General features: G+C 67.9%; 14 protein-coding genes. 6 read left to right on the top strand and 8 right to left on the bottom strand.

Going from position 1 to position 16,486, the window contains the following annotated elements; translation table 11 throughout:
- Window positions 1-149 precede the first annotated feature (149 nt).
- Both ASD37_RS08270 and ASD37_RS08275 read right to left on the bottom strand, forming a co-directional pair.
- Window positions 150-869: a GAF domain-containing protein gene (locus ASD37_RS08270; protein ID WP_235568018.1), complete on the bottom strand. Its 720-nt coding sequence runs from the start codon at window positions 867-869 to the stop codon at window positions 150-152.
- Between the two features lie 63 nt (window positions 870-932).
- Window positions 933-2,861 (bottom strand): hypothetical protein, encoded by a 1,929-nt coding sequence (locus tag ASD37_RS08275; protein WP_235568019.1) that lies wholly within the window; start codon window positions 2,859-2,861, stop codon window positions 933-935.
- A gap of 452 nt (window positions 2,862-3,313) precedes the next feature.
- Between ASD37_RS08275 and ASD37_RS08280 the strand changes: the two genes are divergently transcribed.
- From ASD37_RS08280 to ASD37_RS08295, 4 genes are all read left to right on the top strand, one after another.
- Window positions 3,314-4,723, top strand: a complete 1,410-nt coding sequence (locus ASD37_RS08280) for a polysaccharide biosynthesis tyrosine autokinase (RefSeq protein ID WP_056550505.1) — start codon at window positions 3,314-3,316, stop codon at window positions 4,721-4,723.
- Between the two features lie 81 nt (window positions 4,724-4,804).
- The gene (locus ASD37_RS08285) at window positions 4,805-6,112 is read left to right on the top strand and encodes an O-antigen ligase (RefSeq protein WP_056550507.1); all 1,308 of its coding nucleotides are present in this window, start codon (window positions 4,805-4,807) and stop codon (window positions 6,110-6,112) included.
- Window positions 6,109-7,002: a glycosyltransferase gene (locus ASD37_RS08290; RefSeq protein WP_056550508.1), complete on the top strand. Its 894-nt coding sequence runs from the start codon at window positions 6,109-6,111 to the stop codon at window positions 7,000-7,002. Before ASD37_RS08285 ends, ASD37_RS08290 begins: the two co-directional genes overlap by 4 nt.
- Entirely contained in the window at window positions 7,002-8,510 is a 1,509-nt protein-coding gene (locus ASD37_RS08295) for a lipopolysaccharide biosynthesis protein (protein ID WP_056550512.1), read from the top strand. Before ASD37_RS08290 ends, ASD37_RS08295 begins: the two co-directional genes overlap by 1 nt.
- A 3-nt stretch (window positions 8,511-8,513) precedes the next feature.
- On the opposite strand, the gene ASD37_RS08300 is transcribed toward ASD37_RS08295, so the two are convergent.
- The 5 genes from ASD37_RS08300 to ASD37_RS08320 all read right to left on the bottom strand — a co-directional run bounded on the left by ASD37_RS08300 (window position 8,514) and on the right by ASD37_RS08320 (window position 13,716).
- Window positions 8,514-9,584, bottom strand: coding sequence for a cellulase family glycosylhydrolase (locus ASD37_RS08300; protein WP_235568020.1), 1,071 nt, complete (start codon window positions 9,582-9,584; stop codon window positions 8,514-8,516).
- Entirely contained in the window at window positions 9,581-10,462 is an 882-nt protein-coding gene (locus ASD37_RS08305; protein WP_235568021.1) for a glycosyltransferase family 2 protein, read from the bottom strand. The genes ASD37_RS08300 and ASD37_RS08305 overlap by 4 nt, the downstream gene beginning before the upstream one ends.
- Window positions 10,459-11,511 carry a glycosyltransferase family 1 protein gene (locus ASD37_RS08310; protein WP_235568022.1) on the bottom strand — a complete coding sequence of 351 codons (1,053 nt, stop codon included), beginning with the start codon at window positions 11,509-11,511 and terminating at the stop codon, window positions 10,459-10,461. Before ASD37_RS08310 ends, ASD37_RS08305 begins: the two co-directional genes overlap by 4 nt.
- Window positions 11,512-11,591: 80 nt before the next feature.
- On the bottom strand, window positions 11,592-12,545 hold the full coding sequence (locus ASD37_RS08315; protein ID WP_056550513.1) for an NAD(P)-dependent oxidoreductase: 954 nt from the start codon (window positions 12,543-12,545) through the stop codon (window positions 11,592-11,594).
- Between the two features lie 31 nt (window positions 12,546-12,576).
- Entirely contained in the window at window positions 12,577-13,716 is a 1,140-nt protein-coding gene (locus ASD37_RS08320; RefSeq protein WP_235568023.1) for a glycosyltransferase family 4 protein, read from the bottom strand.
- Window positions 13,717-14,041: 325 nt separating this feature from the next.
- On the opposite strand from ASD37_RS08320, the gene ASD37_RS08325 reads away from it, so the two are divergent.
- Together ASD37_RS08325 and ASD37_RS08330 are read left to right on the top strand one after the other, a co-directional pair.
- Window positions 14,042-14,884, top strand: coding sequence for a hypothetical protein (locus ASD37_RS08325; protein ID WP_056550515.1), 843 nt, complete (start codon window positions 14,042-14,044; stop codon window positions 14,882-14,884).
- A gap of 13 nt (window positions 14,885-14,897) precedes the next feature.
- Window positions 14,898-15,611, top strand: coding sequence for a crotonase/enoyl-CoA hydratase family protein (locus tag ASD37_RS08330; RefSeq protein ID WP_056550516.1), 714 nt, complete (start codon window positions 14,898-14,900; stop codon window positions 15,609-15,611).
- Window positions 15,612-15,668: 57 nt separating this feature from the next.
- Here ASD37_RS08330 and ASD37_RS08335 read toward each other — a convergent pair whose 3' ends face one another.
- On the bottom strand, window positions 15,669-16,418 hold the full coding sequence (locus ASD37_RS08335; protein WP_156720794.1) for a hypothetical protein: 750 nt from the start codon (window positions 16,416-16,418) through the stop codon (window positions 15,669-15,671).
- Window positions 16,419-16,486: the final 68 nt, after the last annotated feature.

The following is a 16,486-nucleotide window of genomic DNA, read 5'->3' on the forward strand; positions in this document are numbered from 1 at the left end:
CACGTCAACAACACCTCGATCCCCCCGGGCAAATCTCAAAATGCGACTCTAGTGGGTATTGACGCTTCCGCAGGGTATTTCCCAGACAATGCCGCGTGTTTGCCGAACAACGTCAGTTCGACGGGTCCCAGAGTATTCGACCGGCGCCGTCAGCGCGCAGAACCAGCCCCAGGACCGAAGGCTCGCTCGGCGGCGAGGCTGGCGAAGTCGCCCAGGATCTGAACGTGCCCGGTGGTCCACAGCCGTGGCACGTCGTCGAATACGCACAGCGTGCCGATGGCGTTCTTCTCGCCGTCGACGAGCGGTATGCCGAGGTAGGCCACCACGCTGCCGTCGACGACGGCCGGGTGATTCTTGTAAATGGGATCGACCCGAGCATCTTCGATGAGCAGCGGAGTGCCCTTTGCCACGGCGTACTGACACATCGACCGCTCCAGGGGGGTCTGCCGTTCTTCTGGCGACGTCCCACCCATTCCAACAGTGCTCTTGAAGAATTGTCGGTCGACGTCGATCAGCGACACCGCAGAATGCGGTGCGTCCAAGGCGGCAGCGGCAGCCCTGGTGATCCGGTCGAAGGCCTCCTCCGGCGGACTGTCCAACAAGTTGGTGGCATACAGGGCCCGTAGCCGGGAGGGGTCGTTTATGGTCGCCGAAGTGTCCGGCATCGTCGGCAGAGCAAACGTTCCCGAGGCGGTGAGGTGCGTCATCAGTTCGATGAAGCCGGGGCTGTCGACCCCCCGCTGCTCGGCCACCATGCGTGACGCGACGGCCCGCGCCACATAGGTGCGAACGTCCTCCCCGGCCGCGCGCGCACACTCCTCGAGCTGGCGGTTGAGCCAATCGTCGAACCCCGTCAGAGAGCTTGCCACCAGTTCACGCTATCCGAAATCGACGACTGCGTAGGACCATAGAGCTCAAGACGATTTTCCCTCCTACGTGGTCCGGCGCCGACGCAGCCACAGGATGACCGCCGCCAGCACCGCCAGGACGAGCACCACGGCCACCGCGATCGTCGTCCCACTGGACACCGACGCGTGCGACTCGGCCGACGGCGGCGCCGATTCCGTCGGGTCCTCGGCGGTGCGGACCGCGACGTTGACCGGGGTGCCTGCCGCACCTGCGGCGAGAACGTCGCCAGTCAGTTGCGACCACCCGCCGCCCAGCCCGCCGAGGTAGGTGAACAGTGGGTCCACGAGTGTCCACGACCCCGTGGTCGTCACCAGGACGACGGACCGGTTGCGTGGCGCGTCGGCGAAGGCCTGGATCGAACCGAGCCCGTCGCCGACGTCCGCCCGCAGCGCGGTGGGAAGGGCGACGTCGACCTCCTTGCCGTTGCCGCTGAGCGGCGGATTCAGCGACGTCTTGCCCATGGCCTCGGCGTTGGCGACGATCAGCGCGCCCGTGGTCGCGTCGGCGGCGGTCTTGACATCCACCACCTGTGGCATCAACTGCTTGCCGGTGAGCCGCGCGACGGCGCCGACGACCCGGGCGGCGTAGCCGAGTTGGTTGGGGCTGCTGCCGTCGAGGGCAACGAGGAAGGCAGGGCTGAACTCCGAGGGAAGGCCACTGAACCCGCCAAGCGGCGGACCACCGCGGTGCAGCGTCATCGTCGACTTCGGGTTGACCTGAAAGGTGATGGGAGCCATCAGCGGTCCACACGCCTCGTGCGGCGTGTAGGTCAGCGCGAAGTCGAGGTTGATCCCCTGGCCCAGCGTCGTGGCGTCCAGGTCGAACGTCGCGTCGAGAACTCCGGTGTCGTCGAGTGTCGCGCGGTGGACGACCACTCCGCCGGAACGAATCATCACCGCTGCCGCGTCGTCGCGCGGCACGGGCGTGTAGTCGGCCAACAGGTGCACCGAAACGCCGTCGACGCGACCACCGCCGAGCGTGGCGCGGTCGACACCGATCGAGAAGTTGGCGGTCCGAAGCACGTCCGCCTTGCCATTGAGCTTCAGCTGACCGAACGTCACCGTGTCGCCCGTCGGCTCAGTGTCCGATCCCGCTTGGTCGATCCGGACCGATGCCACCTGTGCCAGCGATTGGAGCTCGTTGATGAGCAGTGACACCTGGGTGGTCAGTTCGTCGCCATGACCGGAGACGCGGAGGAACGCGCCTGGGTCACCGGGCTTTTCGACGCTGAGGCCGGGGTCGCCGGTCTCGACGACGATCGAGCGCGCCAGCTGCGCACTCGGCGGAGGGATCGAGCCGCGGCGCTGGCTGACGACGGTGATCCTCAGCGGCTGCGGGTTGTAGAGCCGAGCCAGCGTGGAGACCAGCGTCAGCACGGACTGCTGTTCGGAGGCGTCGGCGTCGGTGGGCGAGTAGATCGTCACCTGCTCGAGAACCGGTGGCAGAAAGCTGGCGATCGTCGTCGCCGGAGGCTCGATCCCGGTGAACGTGGTCGCCAGATCACTGAGGGTCAGCTGTTGCAGGGGGCCGCAGAACTGATTTGCGCTGTCGATCGGGCGGACGGTGAACGACAAGTCAACCGCCGAGGCCCGAACCCGCGCCCCCGAAACGTCGACGTCGAAGGGAGTGACCACCGCGGCGGCCCCCGCCGGCGGCAGGTTGACCGAGGCGAGGAGCTTGCCGTCGCCGTCGTCGATCTCGAGGTATCCGGCACCGATGTTCATCGGCAGGTGAAACACCCCGCTCAAGCGGGACGCGTTGAGCCCCAAAGGAACTGGCACGCTAAAGCTCGTACTGCTGTTGGGTCCGAGAAAGACCTCGGTGGCCAGCCCAAGGGTGGGCCAGGCCATCGTCACCCCTGCTCCGTCTGCCGGGGGCGGGTCGCCGGGCGCCGCATGCGCCGAGCCGGCAACCGAACCGGCGAGCAGGGCCGGGAGAATCAGAGTCGCCACTAGCACCGCTCGGCCCCTCGCTCGGAGGCGCCGTCGAATGGGTAGCAAGACTGAATTCACCGGGTGCACGCTATTCCACTTTCGGACTCTTCGAGCAACGTAATCGCAATGGGCTTTGGGACTATACCGGCGGACACCGTCGGTGGGCGCGTTATTCGACGGCCAGCGAACTGCGTGCCGACACCTCGACATTTCGCAGGCCGCGCCCCCGGGCGGGACGAACGCCGATGACGCCAAGCGCCTTTCGCCCCGGCATCGCGGGTGTCCACCATCGGGGCACCGGGACGGCCGGCCCAATGCGTCGCTCGCCGACAATGGCGGCGCCCATATTGACGGTGCCCTCGGCAATGGCCTGCCTCGTGGGATAGCGTGCACACGAACTTGCGCGATTGCCGACCGGTTGGCGTGCAGGTAGCAATCTCTAGGGGGAAATCAGCGATGAAGGATCGCACTTGACTGTTCAGGACTTCGCACAAATTCTGCGCACTCGGTGGGTCGTCATCATCGGCACGATCGTCATCGCCGTGCTGGCCGCGGTCGGCTACTCCCAACTCGTGCCCAAGCAGTACGTGGCCTCGACGCGGCTGTTCGTGTCGACGACGTCGGACGGGACCAACACCCAGACCAACGACGGCGGTCTGTTCGCCCAACGCCGCGTCCTGTCCTACACCCAGCTCCTGACGAGCGAGATCCTCGCTCAGCGCACCGTGGACAAGCTCGGCCTCGACATGAGCGCCGCCGAGCTGCAGCACGAGATCACCGCCACCGCGCCGACGGACACGGTCCTCATCGACGTCACGGTGCGCGACACCTCCGCCGCCAGGGCCCGCGACATCGCCAACACGCTGTCCGACGAATTCGTCATCATGGCAGCCGGACTGGAGACTCCCGACCTTGGCGCTCGCCCCAACGCACGGGTGGTCGTCCAGCAGCGCGCCAACATCCCCGACACCCCGGTGGCGCCCAAGACGCTTCAACTCGTTGCGATCGCGGCAGTTGCAGGTGCGCTGATCGGCCTCCTCATCGCCATCGTCCGATACCTCCTGGACGACAGAATCAGAAACTCCGAGGCGCTCGAAAAGGCCACCGGCGTCGGCGAAATCGGCAACATCCCCGCCGACGGGCAGCGGCAAGAGGGACCGCTGATCGCGTTCGGCGGCGATCGTCCCACGCTCGCCGACGCCTTTCGGGAGCTGCGGGTCAACCTGCAGGTCCTCCAGGTCGCCGACGGGCCCCGCGTCCTGCTAGTCGCGAGCCCGATGCCGCGCGAGGGCCGGTCGACGACGGCGGTCAATCTGGCGTTGGCGCTCGCCGAAACCGGCGGCGACGTCGTAGTGGTCGACGGTGACCTCCGACGTCCCCAGCTTGCCTCCTGCCTAGGCGTCGACGGTCAGGTCGGCCTGAGCACCGTTCTGACGGGCGCCGCAACCGTCGACGAAGCGCTGCAGGAGACCCGCTTTCCGCGCGTCTCGGTGATGGCGTCCGGAGTGGTGCCGGCCAATCCGACCGAACTACTCGGCTCCCAAGCCGCCAAGGAACTTCTGCGCGAACTGGGGGGTCGCTTCGCTTACGTCGTAGTCGACTCTCCGTCGCTGCTGGCGAAGGACGCGGCGCTTCTGGCGGGCAACGCGCACGGTGTGGTCGTCGTCGCCCGGTTCGGCCACACCACGGCCAAGCAACTCGTCCCGGCGATCACCGCGCTGACCCGGGCCGGGGCGCCCCTGCTCGGCTCGGTCATGACGATGACGCCGGCACCGAAGCGACGCTCGGCCGATTCCTACTACGCCAAGACCGCCCCTGCTCCGGGTGCACCTTCCGACCCGCCGGCAGCCCATGGGCGTCATAGTGGGCCCGAGAAGTAGTCGGGTCGACGCATCAACGGATCCGAACGACACCAGCCCGGGACTACGTTCGTAGCCGCCGCGCCGAAAGCCGAACTGGGAGTGAATTCTTCACCAGGTCGGCTGGCGTCGGCCCGCACGTTTCTGGCGGCGCCGACCCGGGTCGTCGCATCCGGGACGCCCACCGTTCGACAGAACCGGCGTGTGCTGGCGGCACTGATCATCGTGGCGATCGGGCTGGCCGTCGTGCCAGAAGTCATCACCCATCTCAACGTCAAGCACACCCCCGACCTGCCGCCACTCGAGGACGAAGCCGCCTCGTCGAAATTCCCGCTCGCGCACCTTGCCAGCCTGGCGGGCTCGGCCCTGCTGCTCTTCTTCAGTTCGGTCGTCGCCGTCAAACGCGGCCACCCGAACCGGCACTTCGCCGGGGTGCTCGTCCTGCTACTCGCGGTGAACGTGCCCTATCTGATCAGCCCGGTGGTGCCCGCGCCGGCAGACCTCATCAAGGTCGTGCTGGCCAACACCATGGTCCTCGCCCTCTGGAACACCGGCGCCTCGATCACCCAGCTGAAGTGGCTACCGATCATCGTCAGTTGCATCGGCGTCTACTCGATCATCGGCGGCCTCGTCATCCCCGACTACATGATGTACAACGTCGTGTCGGTGAAGGCCATCGTTCCCGGGTGGGAATTGGCCGGCCCGTTTGGCCACGGCAACGTCCTCGGAATGTATTGCGCCGCAGCGTTTGCGCTGGTTCCACTGGTCGACGCAAACCGGTGGCGAGTCGTGTGCGCGACGATCATCTTCGCCACCGCCGTCCTGTCGGCGTCGCGGACGGCGGTGTTGGCCTGCCTGGTCGTCCTGATCTGGTGGGCGGCGTGCGCAGTCCGGCGCGTGATCTCCGTTCGGCTGGCGGGCACCGTCGGCGCCCTGACGGGGGCGACCGCCATGGTGGTCATCCCCTTCCTGCCTTGGGATCCAAGCGCATTCACCGACAGAGCGGGGATCTGGGCGGCGAGCATCGTCGAGTGGGGAACGTCCCCGATCCTGGGGTTGGGCGTCAACTGGTTCATGACCGACGCCCAGTCGACGGGCAACGTCGCCGCCTGGGCTTACGTCGGCACCGGTCACAACCTCGCGATCGACACCCTGGTGAAGTCGGGTCTCGTCGGGTTCGCCCTGCTCGTGCCCGTCGTGCTCGGCGCTATCCTCGCGGCGCGCTCGCTGCGCGTCACCAGCCAGCAGATCGCCTGCTTCGGATTCCTGATGGGATTCTTCGTCGTCGCGACCACTGAGGCCGTGTGGGCCCTGCTGCCGAACGTGCAACTCTTTCCGATCAGCGGGATGGTGTTCGCGATGCTGATCCTGAATCGGCACGGCGACCGCGCCGAGGAGCTCACGCCATGACCCCCGAGGTCAGCGTGGTCATTCCGACCATCGGCCGAGCGAGCCTGCGGAACGCGGTCGAGTCGGCCCTGCGGCAGACCTTTCCTCCGAAGGAGATCGTCGTCGTGCTGGACGCCGACTGCGAGCCTTCGCTGCCCGAGTCCCCCGCCGTAAGGGTGGTGCGTACGACGGGCGGGGTCGGTGCCAGCATGGCCAAACACATTGGCGTCCAGGCGGCTACGGGCAACGTGATCGCGCTGCTCGACGACGACGACGTGTGGCACGACGACAAACTCGAAGTGCAGCTGGCCGCCGCGCCGGCGGGTGACCAGTGGATCGTAGCGTCCCGGTTCCACGTGCACGTCGGCGACGACGAGCCGATCGTCGGGCCGCGCACCCCCATCACCCGCGACGAACGGGTGGCGCCCTTCCTGTTCGAGTTCCGCGAGCAGCGCGCGTACAACATGGTCCAGACGTCGACCCTGATCTTTCCCGCCGCGTTGACGCGGACGGTGCCCATGTCAGTGGCCGCAGGCTCGATTCACGACGACCCCAAATGGCTGATCGAAGTCCGGCGCGCCTTCCCGGACCTGCCGATCATCCAGGTGCCCGAGCCACTCGTCGACGTCATATGGACCGCGGGATCACTGTCCCGCTCCGGGGTGGACCGCAGCCAAGAGCTGATCGACTGGGGCATCCGCGAACTCGCCGACGAGTCGAAGCGCGTGCGGGGTGACTACCTGTTGACCTCGCCGGTCGGCTCGGCCCTGGGGGCCGGTTCCGTTGGCGGCGTTGCCCGTTCGATTGTCGCCGCCGTGCGGTGTGGGCGCCCTGGCCCGTTGGCGTGGGCCAGCGTCACCAAGTCGATCCTGAAATTGGGCCGGGGACGGCTCAGGGCCGTGTTCCGCTGATGTCCCCCAGCTTCGTCCGCAACACCCTCCTCGGCTTCGGTTCCGGCGCCTCCGTCGCACTCGCCGGTTTCATCGGCAACGCGATCACGGCCCGACTCCTCGGACCCGACCAGCTCGGAGTGCTCGCCTACGTGGTGTGGTGCGTGACGCTGGCCTCGATGTTGGCCGGCCTCGGCATCAGCATCGTTCAGCAACGGTTCATCCCGAACCTTCGGGCCGAGGGCCGAAATGCCGAAGCGGACGGGCTGGTTGGCGCCACCACCCGGTGGTCGGTCGGTGCCGCCGTCATCGGGGCGTTGCTGTTGTTCGCTTACCTGTTCTGGCCGGGACGCAGCGCGACCGACGGCGCGTCCGCCTCGTCCCACGACGTGGTGATCGCGCTCGCAGTGACGTGGTTCATCTGCTGGAAGCTCGCCGACCTCTACCTGTTCTATCTGCGAGGCGAGCAGCGATTCGGTGAACTCGCCCGCCTCTCCGGCGTCTCGGCGCTGCTCAAGCTGGTGGTGATCGGGCTCGGCGCCTGGCTGTTCGGCATTCCCGGCGCACTCGCCGGTTACGTCGCGGGTAACCTCCTGCCGGCAGCAAGGGCCTTCGGGCTGCTGCGCACCAAACCCGCGGTAAGCCAGGATCTTCGGCGTCAGGTCATCAGGTTTGCCCTGCCCAGCTGGGCGACCGCGGTGATCGGCGGCCTGGTGTTCGGCCGGACGGAGATCGTCTTCCTCCAGCACTACACCGGCCTCGCCGCCGTCGGCCTGTTCGCGGCGGCGGCGACCATCGCCGAAGTGGCGGTGCAGCTACCGCCCCTGCTGCTGTCCGCGCTGCTCCCCCGGTTCAGCGAGCAATTCGGGCTCGGCGCGCACGAACACATGCAACGGCTGTACCGCACGATCACCGCACTACTGGCAGTGGTAATCCTGCCGCTGTGCCTCGGCCTCGCGGCGATCGCTCCCGTACTGGTGCCCGCGTTCTTCGGGGCGGAGTTCACCGACGCCGGCCCCGTGGCGTCGGTTCTGCTGATCGCCGCGGCGGTCAGCAGCCTCGGCGTCACCACGTTCTATCTGCTGCAGAGCATGGGTAAGACCGGGTTCCTGCTGGTGTCCAACGGGATTGGCCTGGTGGGCACGGTGGCCCTCGGCTTCCTCCTGGTTCCCCACTTCGGACTGATGGGCGCCGCCTGGTCGCGAGGGGTGGTTCAGGTGATGGTCGTCCTCATCGAAACCTGGTACGTGACACGACGGTTGGGCATCTCCCCGCCGTACCGGGCCTTGGGCGCCATCACGTTGGCCGCCGTGGCACAGGGCGCGGTCGCCTACGCCATTGGTGCGGAGTTGGGCGGGGCGGTGTCGCTGTTGGTGTCGCTTCCCGCGGCGATCGTCGTGTATTTGATCGTCCTGCGGCTGCTCTCGGTCGCGCGACTGATCGACCCGGAGCTGATGAGCCGCCTCGTCGGGAAGGTGCCGCAGCGGTTCAGGCCGCTGACCCGACGCCTCCTGAACGTCCCGGACTGACCGTCACTCCTTCTCGTCGTCGGTCAACGCGATGGCCGCCGGCTTGAGGGACAGGTCCTCGCGGAGGACGCCGAAGTTCTCCTCGATCTCGGTCGGATTGGTTCCCCCGTCGACCAATTCGTAGTAGATCAGCGGTCCGGCCCACTCCCAGCCGAGGACTTGGTCGTGCGCCTGCACCAGCGCCTTTGCCTGGTCGGCCTCCGACACCGCGTTCGGTCCGGTTCCGGTGGGCGCCCCGAACTCGGTGACCCAGATCTTCTTGTCGCCGTCGTCGTGTTTGACCATCACCCCGTGCAGCGCGGGTAGGTCGGCGAACCCGCCGATGATGTTCTTCGGGCTCGCGTCCATCGGCAGCCCAGGAAAGCTGTACGGGTGGACGGCAATCGCGTCGGCGAGTTGCGCCGTGCCGTTGGCGTAGAGCCGTTCCAAATAGTCCGTGGGGGTCACGCCCGCCTCGGGGCCGGCGTACCACGGAGCCAGCCCACCGATCAGCAGGGTGGCTTTCGGGTCGACGCTGCGAATGGCCGATGCCGCCGCCCGGAACAGTCCGCCGTACTCGTCGGGGTTGGGTGCCGGCGGCCAGAATTTGGTGCTGTTGGGTTCGTTCCAGATCTCCCACCCACCCACGCCGCGAGGTGCGTAGCGCTCGGCGGCGAGCCGTGCGAAGTCGGCGAAGTCGGAGATCTGGTCGGGCCTAAGGTGGCTGGCCTTGGCCGCGGGTTCGGCACCGGGGTCGGCGGCGACCGCGCGTGTCCACGCCGGGCTGAACGCCACGACGATCAGCACCTTCATGCCGTGAGCGGTGGCCGCGTCGACCAGTGTGTCGGGGTAGGTCCAATCGAACTGTCCCCGGCCGGGTTCCACCACCGACCAGTCGACGTCCACCCGCACCCAGGTCACGTGCATGTCCGCCATGAGGTCGAACTGCCGGGAGAGGGACGCCGCGTCCGCACCGCGCAAATGCACCGTCATCCCGGTCTCGACCTTCGGCGGTGCCGCCTGGCACGACACCATGGCGACGCCGACCACCAGCACCGACACCACCTGCGCCAGCCGTCGCCGCCACGTCGTCACCGGACGACGGCCCGGTGATCCCGATCGCCGCCGGCCACGCGCCCGAGCACCCCTTCGGCACGGCCGACCATGAGCGCCAACCCATCTCGCGGCCGGAACTTGTCGCGCTTCAGCAGCGGCGCCAGCGCGGCGCCGAAGACGTGCCGAAACTTGTCCCAGGCCGGATAGTCCCAGCTGCGGTACACATAACCGCTACCGCGCCCGTAGAAGCGGATCTTGCGGCGGCGTTCCCTCGGCGTCAGGTGGGAGAACTCGGTGTGCGCGCGCACCTCGATGTCGGGAATCCACTCGACGGCGAAGGCGTCCAGGAGTGACATGCGGAGCAGTAGGTCGGTGCCCTCCCCCGCCTGCCATGGTGTGTCCGCACCCGATCCCAGCGCGGGGCTGAACCGGCCAGCCTGGTAGAACGCGTAGCGCTCGAATAACGTGGCCGGCTCGATCGCTCCCCACACGTTGCGCTTCGTCAACGGAGAACCCGGGGCCGGCAGCGCATTTCGAACACCCTCGCGGTCGACCAGCTGCACCGCACACGCCGTCACCTGGGGCGTGGCATAGCGGCCGACGCGTTCCAGGAAGTCGTCGGCGACGCGGCTGGTGTCGTTGGGGAAGTAGAGCCAGTCGACGTCGTCGCCGAGCAGCGCGGCAGCGGCGTTGCGGCCGTTGGAGATTCCGCGTGGACTGACGACGGTGCTGATCGCCAACGTGTCGGCGAACGACTTCACGAGTGTGTCGAGCTCGCCGGCGGCGCTCGGATCGTGGTGTGCGATCGCGACCGCGTGCGGCGGTCGGGTCTGTCGGGACAGGTCGCCGAGCAATTGACGAAGGTCGTCCCAGCGGCCGACGGTGGTGACCGCGATGCCAATCCTCGGATGGGTCACGTTGATGCTCCGGCCAGTTCGGCGCAGATGGCCTCGGCGGCCGCGGTGAGCGAGATGCCCGACTGCCGTTGCGTGACACGCGCCCGACCGCGGTCGGCAAGGTCGGCCCGGGCGGCGTCGTCGGTGCAGTACGTGCGCAGCAGCTCGCCAAGCGCGCGGTGATCCTGGGGGCCGAAGTATTCGGCCCCGTCGCCGCACGTCTCCCGCAGCGAGGGGATGTCCGAGGCGAGGACGGCGGTATGCGAGGCCATCGCCTCCAGCGGCGGCAGCCCGACCCCCTCGTACAGCGACGGCATCACGAGCAGGTCCGCACCGGCGACCAGCGCACGCAAGGCCGCGAAGTCGACCCGCCCGACGATCCGCACCCGGTCCGCCTGGTCGCCGGCAAGCTGGTCGACCCGGGCATCCGAGTTCTTGACCAACGCACCCCCGCCGGCGATCACCAGGTTCTGCGGCAGTCCCTGCGCGACCTCGCCGAACGCCTTGAGCAACACCGTCAAGTTCTTGTGCCACTTGGTGTTTCCGACGTAGAGCACGTATCGCCCCGGCACCGGCGACGCGGCGGGGTCGACCGGGGCAAACCACGCTTCGTCTACTGCGAGGGGCGTCACCGTCACCGGCGCGTTCGGAGCCACCGCCGACAACGACGCGGCGGTCGAGTGCGACGGGGTGAAGATCCTGGTGGCCCTGCGCACGTCGGCCTTCAGCATGGTGCGCGCGTAGGCCCGGAACGCCGAATTCTGGCCGGTGACATGACCCGCCTGCACGTGCAGCAGATCGTGCACCGTCACGAAGAGTCGTGTGCGCCGGTTGCGCGGGCGCAGCAGTGTAAGCGGAAAGGGGTAGTGCGGCACCCACATCGCCCGGGGTCGGATGGCTTTCAGCGCGACGTCCCAGGCTCGCTGCTCGTCCCTGGAGTACATCGGCGCGTTCACCGGACGGGACTCGACGACCACGGTGGTCGACCGCAGTTCTGGCATCTTGTCCCGGTCGACGAGCACGGCCAGGGCCAACCCCCGTTCGGCGAAGACGTACTCCAGATGCGGCAATTCGGTACTGATGTACGTGCCGATCCCACTCTGGCGGATGTGTCGGGCGTCGAACAGCAGGTCGACCCGAGCGTGCCCAGCTATGTCAGCCGCCCCTGCAGGTCCGGCAGGAAGTCGGGGGTGGCCCAGGTCCGTTCGAGGGTGGAGTCGACGTCGTTGGCCGGGGCCCACCCGAAGACGTCCCTGATGCGAGAGATGTCGGCACCCAGGAACGGGCGGTCGACCGCCCGCATGCGCTTCGGATCTTGGCGCACCTCGAACGTCAAGCCCAGCACCGACCGCATGCGTCCGAGGATGTCGTCAACCGAATACTGCTGGCCGCTACCGAGGTTCACCACCTCGCACGCCACCCCGGGCGGGTTCGTGCCAATCGCGACCGCGGCAAATCCGGCCGCGGCGTCCCGAACGTCGATGTAGTCCCGCTTGGGCCACGTGTTGCCGAGGTCGATCGACGTCGCCCCCTCGCGCAACTGGGCGATGATCGCGGGCAGCAGATGGGGGTTTGTCTCACCGGGACCGATCACGTTGAACAGGCGCACGATTCCGCATGACAGGCCGTGGTCCGCGGCGAACGCGCGCACGTAGGCCTCGCCCTGCAGCTTGGTGATGCCGTAGATGTCGGCCGGCTTCAACGACGACACCAGCTCCTGATGCGGCGCCTCGTCGGGCTCGTAGACCGCACCACTGCTGGCGAAGACGAAGCGGGTCCCGGGCGGGCAGGCCGCCAGCACGTTCACGGTGCCTACGACGTTGGTCGAAACCGCGAGCGGTGGATCGGCGTCGCATTCCGGGATGTAGTGGATCGCCGCCAGATGTATCACCGCGTCGGGCCGAAATTCCTCGACCACCCCGCGAATCGCCGCGGCGTCGCGAATGTCGACTTGGCTCAAGCGAACCCCGTCAGGTGGACTCGCGAGCCAGTCGGGCATGCCGTAACGCAGGCGGTCGGCCACCAACACCTCGGCCTTGGGCTGCAGGGTGCGCACCAGCTCCCTGCCGACGAAGCCGGCACCACCGGTCACCACTATGCGCATGGGCACTCCTCGAATCGTTTTCCGTCACAGGTCATGTCGAGATCGTCTGCCGAACCCGGGTTTCGAACGTCGCCGCGATGCCCGACCAGTCCAACGACGTCGCACCGTCGAGCCCGGCCCGGGAGAAGCCGTCCCAGCCGGCTTCGGCGGCCAGCAGGGCCTCGGCGAGGTCGGCAGCCGAGGTGCCGCACACGATGCCGGCGCCGTACTGCGCCACGACGTCCTTGCCGCCGTTCTCCTCGAAGCTGGGCGTGACGACGGGAAGCCCGCTCGCCATGGCCTCGGCGATCACCCGGGGGAACCCTTCGCGGGTGCTGGGCATCCCCAGAACCGAAGCGTGCGAGAGGAGTTCGATCTTCTGCGCCTCGGATACCGAACCGAGCACCTTGATCCGCGCGGTGTTGGGCGAGCGGCTCGCATACTCGGCGACGTCGGCGCGCGACGGCCCGTCACCGGCGATGGTCAGATCGCCGGCCAGACCGCGGGCGACGGCGATGTCGAACGCGTCGACCAGCAGCGGCATGTTCTTGTGTGGGGCCAGGCGTCCGACGTAGAGCACCCCGGAGCGGGTGCTGCGGTCGACCGATCGGTAGCGGTCGAGTTCGATGCCACTCGGAAGGACCGTGAAGTCCCGACCGGACTGGCGACCGATCTCGGCGGCGACGGCCTCCCCGACGGCGAAGTTGGTCGCAACCATCCGCGGGAAGACCCGTTGCAGGATCATCACGGGGTCGGCGGTGCGCACTTCGCACCAGTGGATGGCGCTGCGCGCCCGCGCGCGCTTGCTCAGCGCGGGCACGTGGAACAGCGGCCACTGGTTCAACAGGTGAAAGTCGTACCCGCCGTCGCGGGCGATCCGTCGCACCTCGGCGCTGTAGCGGAAGATGTCGGACCAGTTGCGGCGGAGGAACGGAATCACCGGCCGCGGGTAGACGCCACTGCCCTGGGTGCGGTGGACGTGAACCCCGTTCAGCCATTCGCTGGCCGGCAGGGCCGCGTCGTGGGTGATGCAGAAGACGTCGACGGCGTGTCCGCGTCGGACCAATGCCTCGGCAAGCTCCTGGAAGAAGACTTCCTGACCGCCGAGGTGCGGATGGTAGAGCTCGGTCAGGAAAGCCAGACGCAAGGGCGCGGGCCCGCTGTCATGGGGTTGAGAATCGGCCTTGCTCATTTGCGCAGCAATGTTATCAGCACGGGGGTAAATTGCCGCCGGAAACGAAAAGTCGCCGCCCCGCAACGCCTGGAATCGAAAGAGCTTGCCACACAACGCATTCTGCGGCGGTTGAGGTCAGGGCACACCGCCCCCACGCGGGCGGGCACCGGGGCATTCCACCGACCGGCCCACCGAGCAAATTGCGCTCCGGACGCACGGCCCGACTCCCCGCTGGGTTCGAACAGTTGACAGTCGGCTAACAGGCTCGCCGTTTCGTGTTTACGCCACCGTCAGTGACGCACTAAAGTCTTGGGCAAACGCAATGCAATGAGGCAGGGGCGCAGTGGACTGGATCAACGATCGGCTCACCGATCTGAGCAACCTCGGATCCGGGGGTTGGCTGGCGATCGCTGCGTGGGCTGCCCTGGCGCTCGGCATCGTCGTGCTGGTGTGGGCAAACCGGCAGCTCAAGCGCAACAGGCAGCTCAAAACCGAGCAGGTGCGCCCCCAGGTCTCGATGTACATGGAACCGCACGCCTCCGATTGGCACGTCATCGAGCTGGTGGTCCGCAACTTCGGCCAGACCGCCGCCCACGACATCCGCCTCGACTTCGTCACTCATCCGACAGTCGCCGCCTACGAAGACGCCCGGCCCGACGGCCCACCCGAGGTGGCCGAGCTCGACCTGCCCAGCGAACTGCTGTCTTTAGCCCCGGGGCAGGAGTGGCGGACGGTGTGGGACTCCGCCATCAGTCGTGCGGAGCTCGGCGGGGCCATCCAGGACCGGTTCGAGGGCACGCTCACCTACTCGGACCAACCGCGTCCCAAGTCCAAGGCGAAGAAGCCCGGGCCGTGGAACAAGAGGGAGACCTTCGAGACGAAGTTCCGTCTCGACTGGGGCACCCTGCCGCCGGTACAGCGCATCGAGCTGATGACCACCCACGACCTGGCCAAGCGCGAGAAGCAGAAACTCGAACTGCTGCGCAGCGTGCTGTCCTACTTCCACTACGCGTCCAAGGAGACCCAGCCCGACGTGTTCCGCGCCGAGATCGACCGGATGAACAAGGCCACGGCCGAAACCCAGGACCGCTGGCGCACGCGGCAGTTCGACGAGACCACCGAGCTCGACCTCCCGTGGATCCAGAAGAACGGGTCGACTGGCCGTCATTCCGCGCACTCGCGCTAAGTACGATCGGCTCATGACAAGCACCGTTGCCTACGAGCAGACCGAATCCGTCGCCACGATCACGCTCGACGACGGCAAGGTCAACGTGCTGTCGCCGGCGATGCAGCAGAACGTCAACGCCGCGCTCGACCGCGCGGAGAAGGCCGCCGGCGACGGCGAGGTCAAGGCCGTCGTCATCGCGGGCAACTCGCGGGTGTTCAGCGCGGGCTTCGACCTCAGCGTCTTCAACTCCGGTGACGCGGCCGCCGCACTCGGCATGCTCTCCGGCGGGTTCGAGCTGTCGATCCGGCTGCTGAGCTTTCCGGTACCGGTGATCATGGCGGCGACGGGTCCGGCCATCGCCATGGGGTCATTCCTGATGCTGACCGGTGACCACCGGGTCGGGTCGCCCAGCTCGCGGTTCCAGGCCAACGAGGTTGCCATTGGCATGGTGCTGCCCATCTCGGCCATCGAGATCATGCGAAACCGGTTGACGCGCGCGGCCTTTCAGCGTGCGGTCTCCATGGCGGCCGTGTTCACCGGCGAGGACGCGGTGCGCGCCGGCTGGCTGGACGAGATCGTCGAGGACGGCAACGTGCTGGCCCGCGCCCACGACGTGGCCGCCGAGGCCGCCGCCGGGTTGCACCCCAAGGCCCACCGGGCCAGCAAGCTCAAGGCCCGCGCGGACGCGATCGCGGCGATCCAAGCGGGCATCGACGGCCTGCCCGAGGAGTTCACCCGCAGCTAGCCAGCCCTTCCCGCGACCAGACATAAATGGCCCTCATTTGCCGCGAATGAGGGCCCTTTATGTCTGCTCGCGCGGTGACGGGAACCCCTGCAGCCACGCCCGCGCCTGGCGGGCGGCTTGTAGTTCGGCCGCAGCGGCCGTCCCGAGCGCGTCGTAGGCCGCGGAAATTTCAGGTAATGCGCCGGCGACGTGATCGGCCAGCGCGCCGTCGTCGTCGGTCGGCAGCATGGTGAACGACTGGTGCGCGACGCGGGCCGCGACGATCTCCGACAGCCCGGCGTCCTCGGCGGGTGGCGCCTGCACCGCGCGGACCAGTGCGGTCAACGTTTGGCGAGCCCGGTGCGCCGCGGACCTGGCGACCCGCAACGCGCTCGCGGCGTCCTTCTCCGCGGCCAGCGCGGCGCGTGCCCGCCCCACCCATTCGTCGTCCAGTGCGCTCGCCGCGCACACCGGGCACGGCTGGGTCCCGTGCCTGGCGTGGAATTCCAGGCTGGTCTCGAGGAACTGGATGCGGTCGGCGGAGAGGGCGTCCGCGACGCGCTCCGCGTCAGCCTGCCCACTGGCCGCCGATCGCATTGCCGCACAGGCTCGTTCGACTCCGTCGGCATCCGGTGCGGTCGAGGCGGCGGCGTGATGTCGCTCCAGCAGCTCGACCTGGGCGTCGACCCGATCCGTGGCCGCGGTCAGCGGGGCGTTGGCGGGAAGGTCGTTCCAGGCGGCGGACACCACCAGCCGCGCACGTGCGCCGAGGTCGTCGTCGGCAGCGGCTCGCCGAAGGATTTGGTCCCTGAGCTGTTGGTCGGCCATCGCCATGGACCCTATAGACGATGTCGGCCCCGTCACTACAGGGGGGGAGGTCGTGACGGGGCCGAGCC

This window comes from Mycobacterium sp. Root135, assembly GCF_001426545.1.
Taxonomy (GTDB): domain Bacteria; phylum Actinomycetota; class Actinomycetes; order Mycobacteriales; family Mycobacteriaceae; genus Mycobacterium.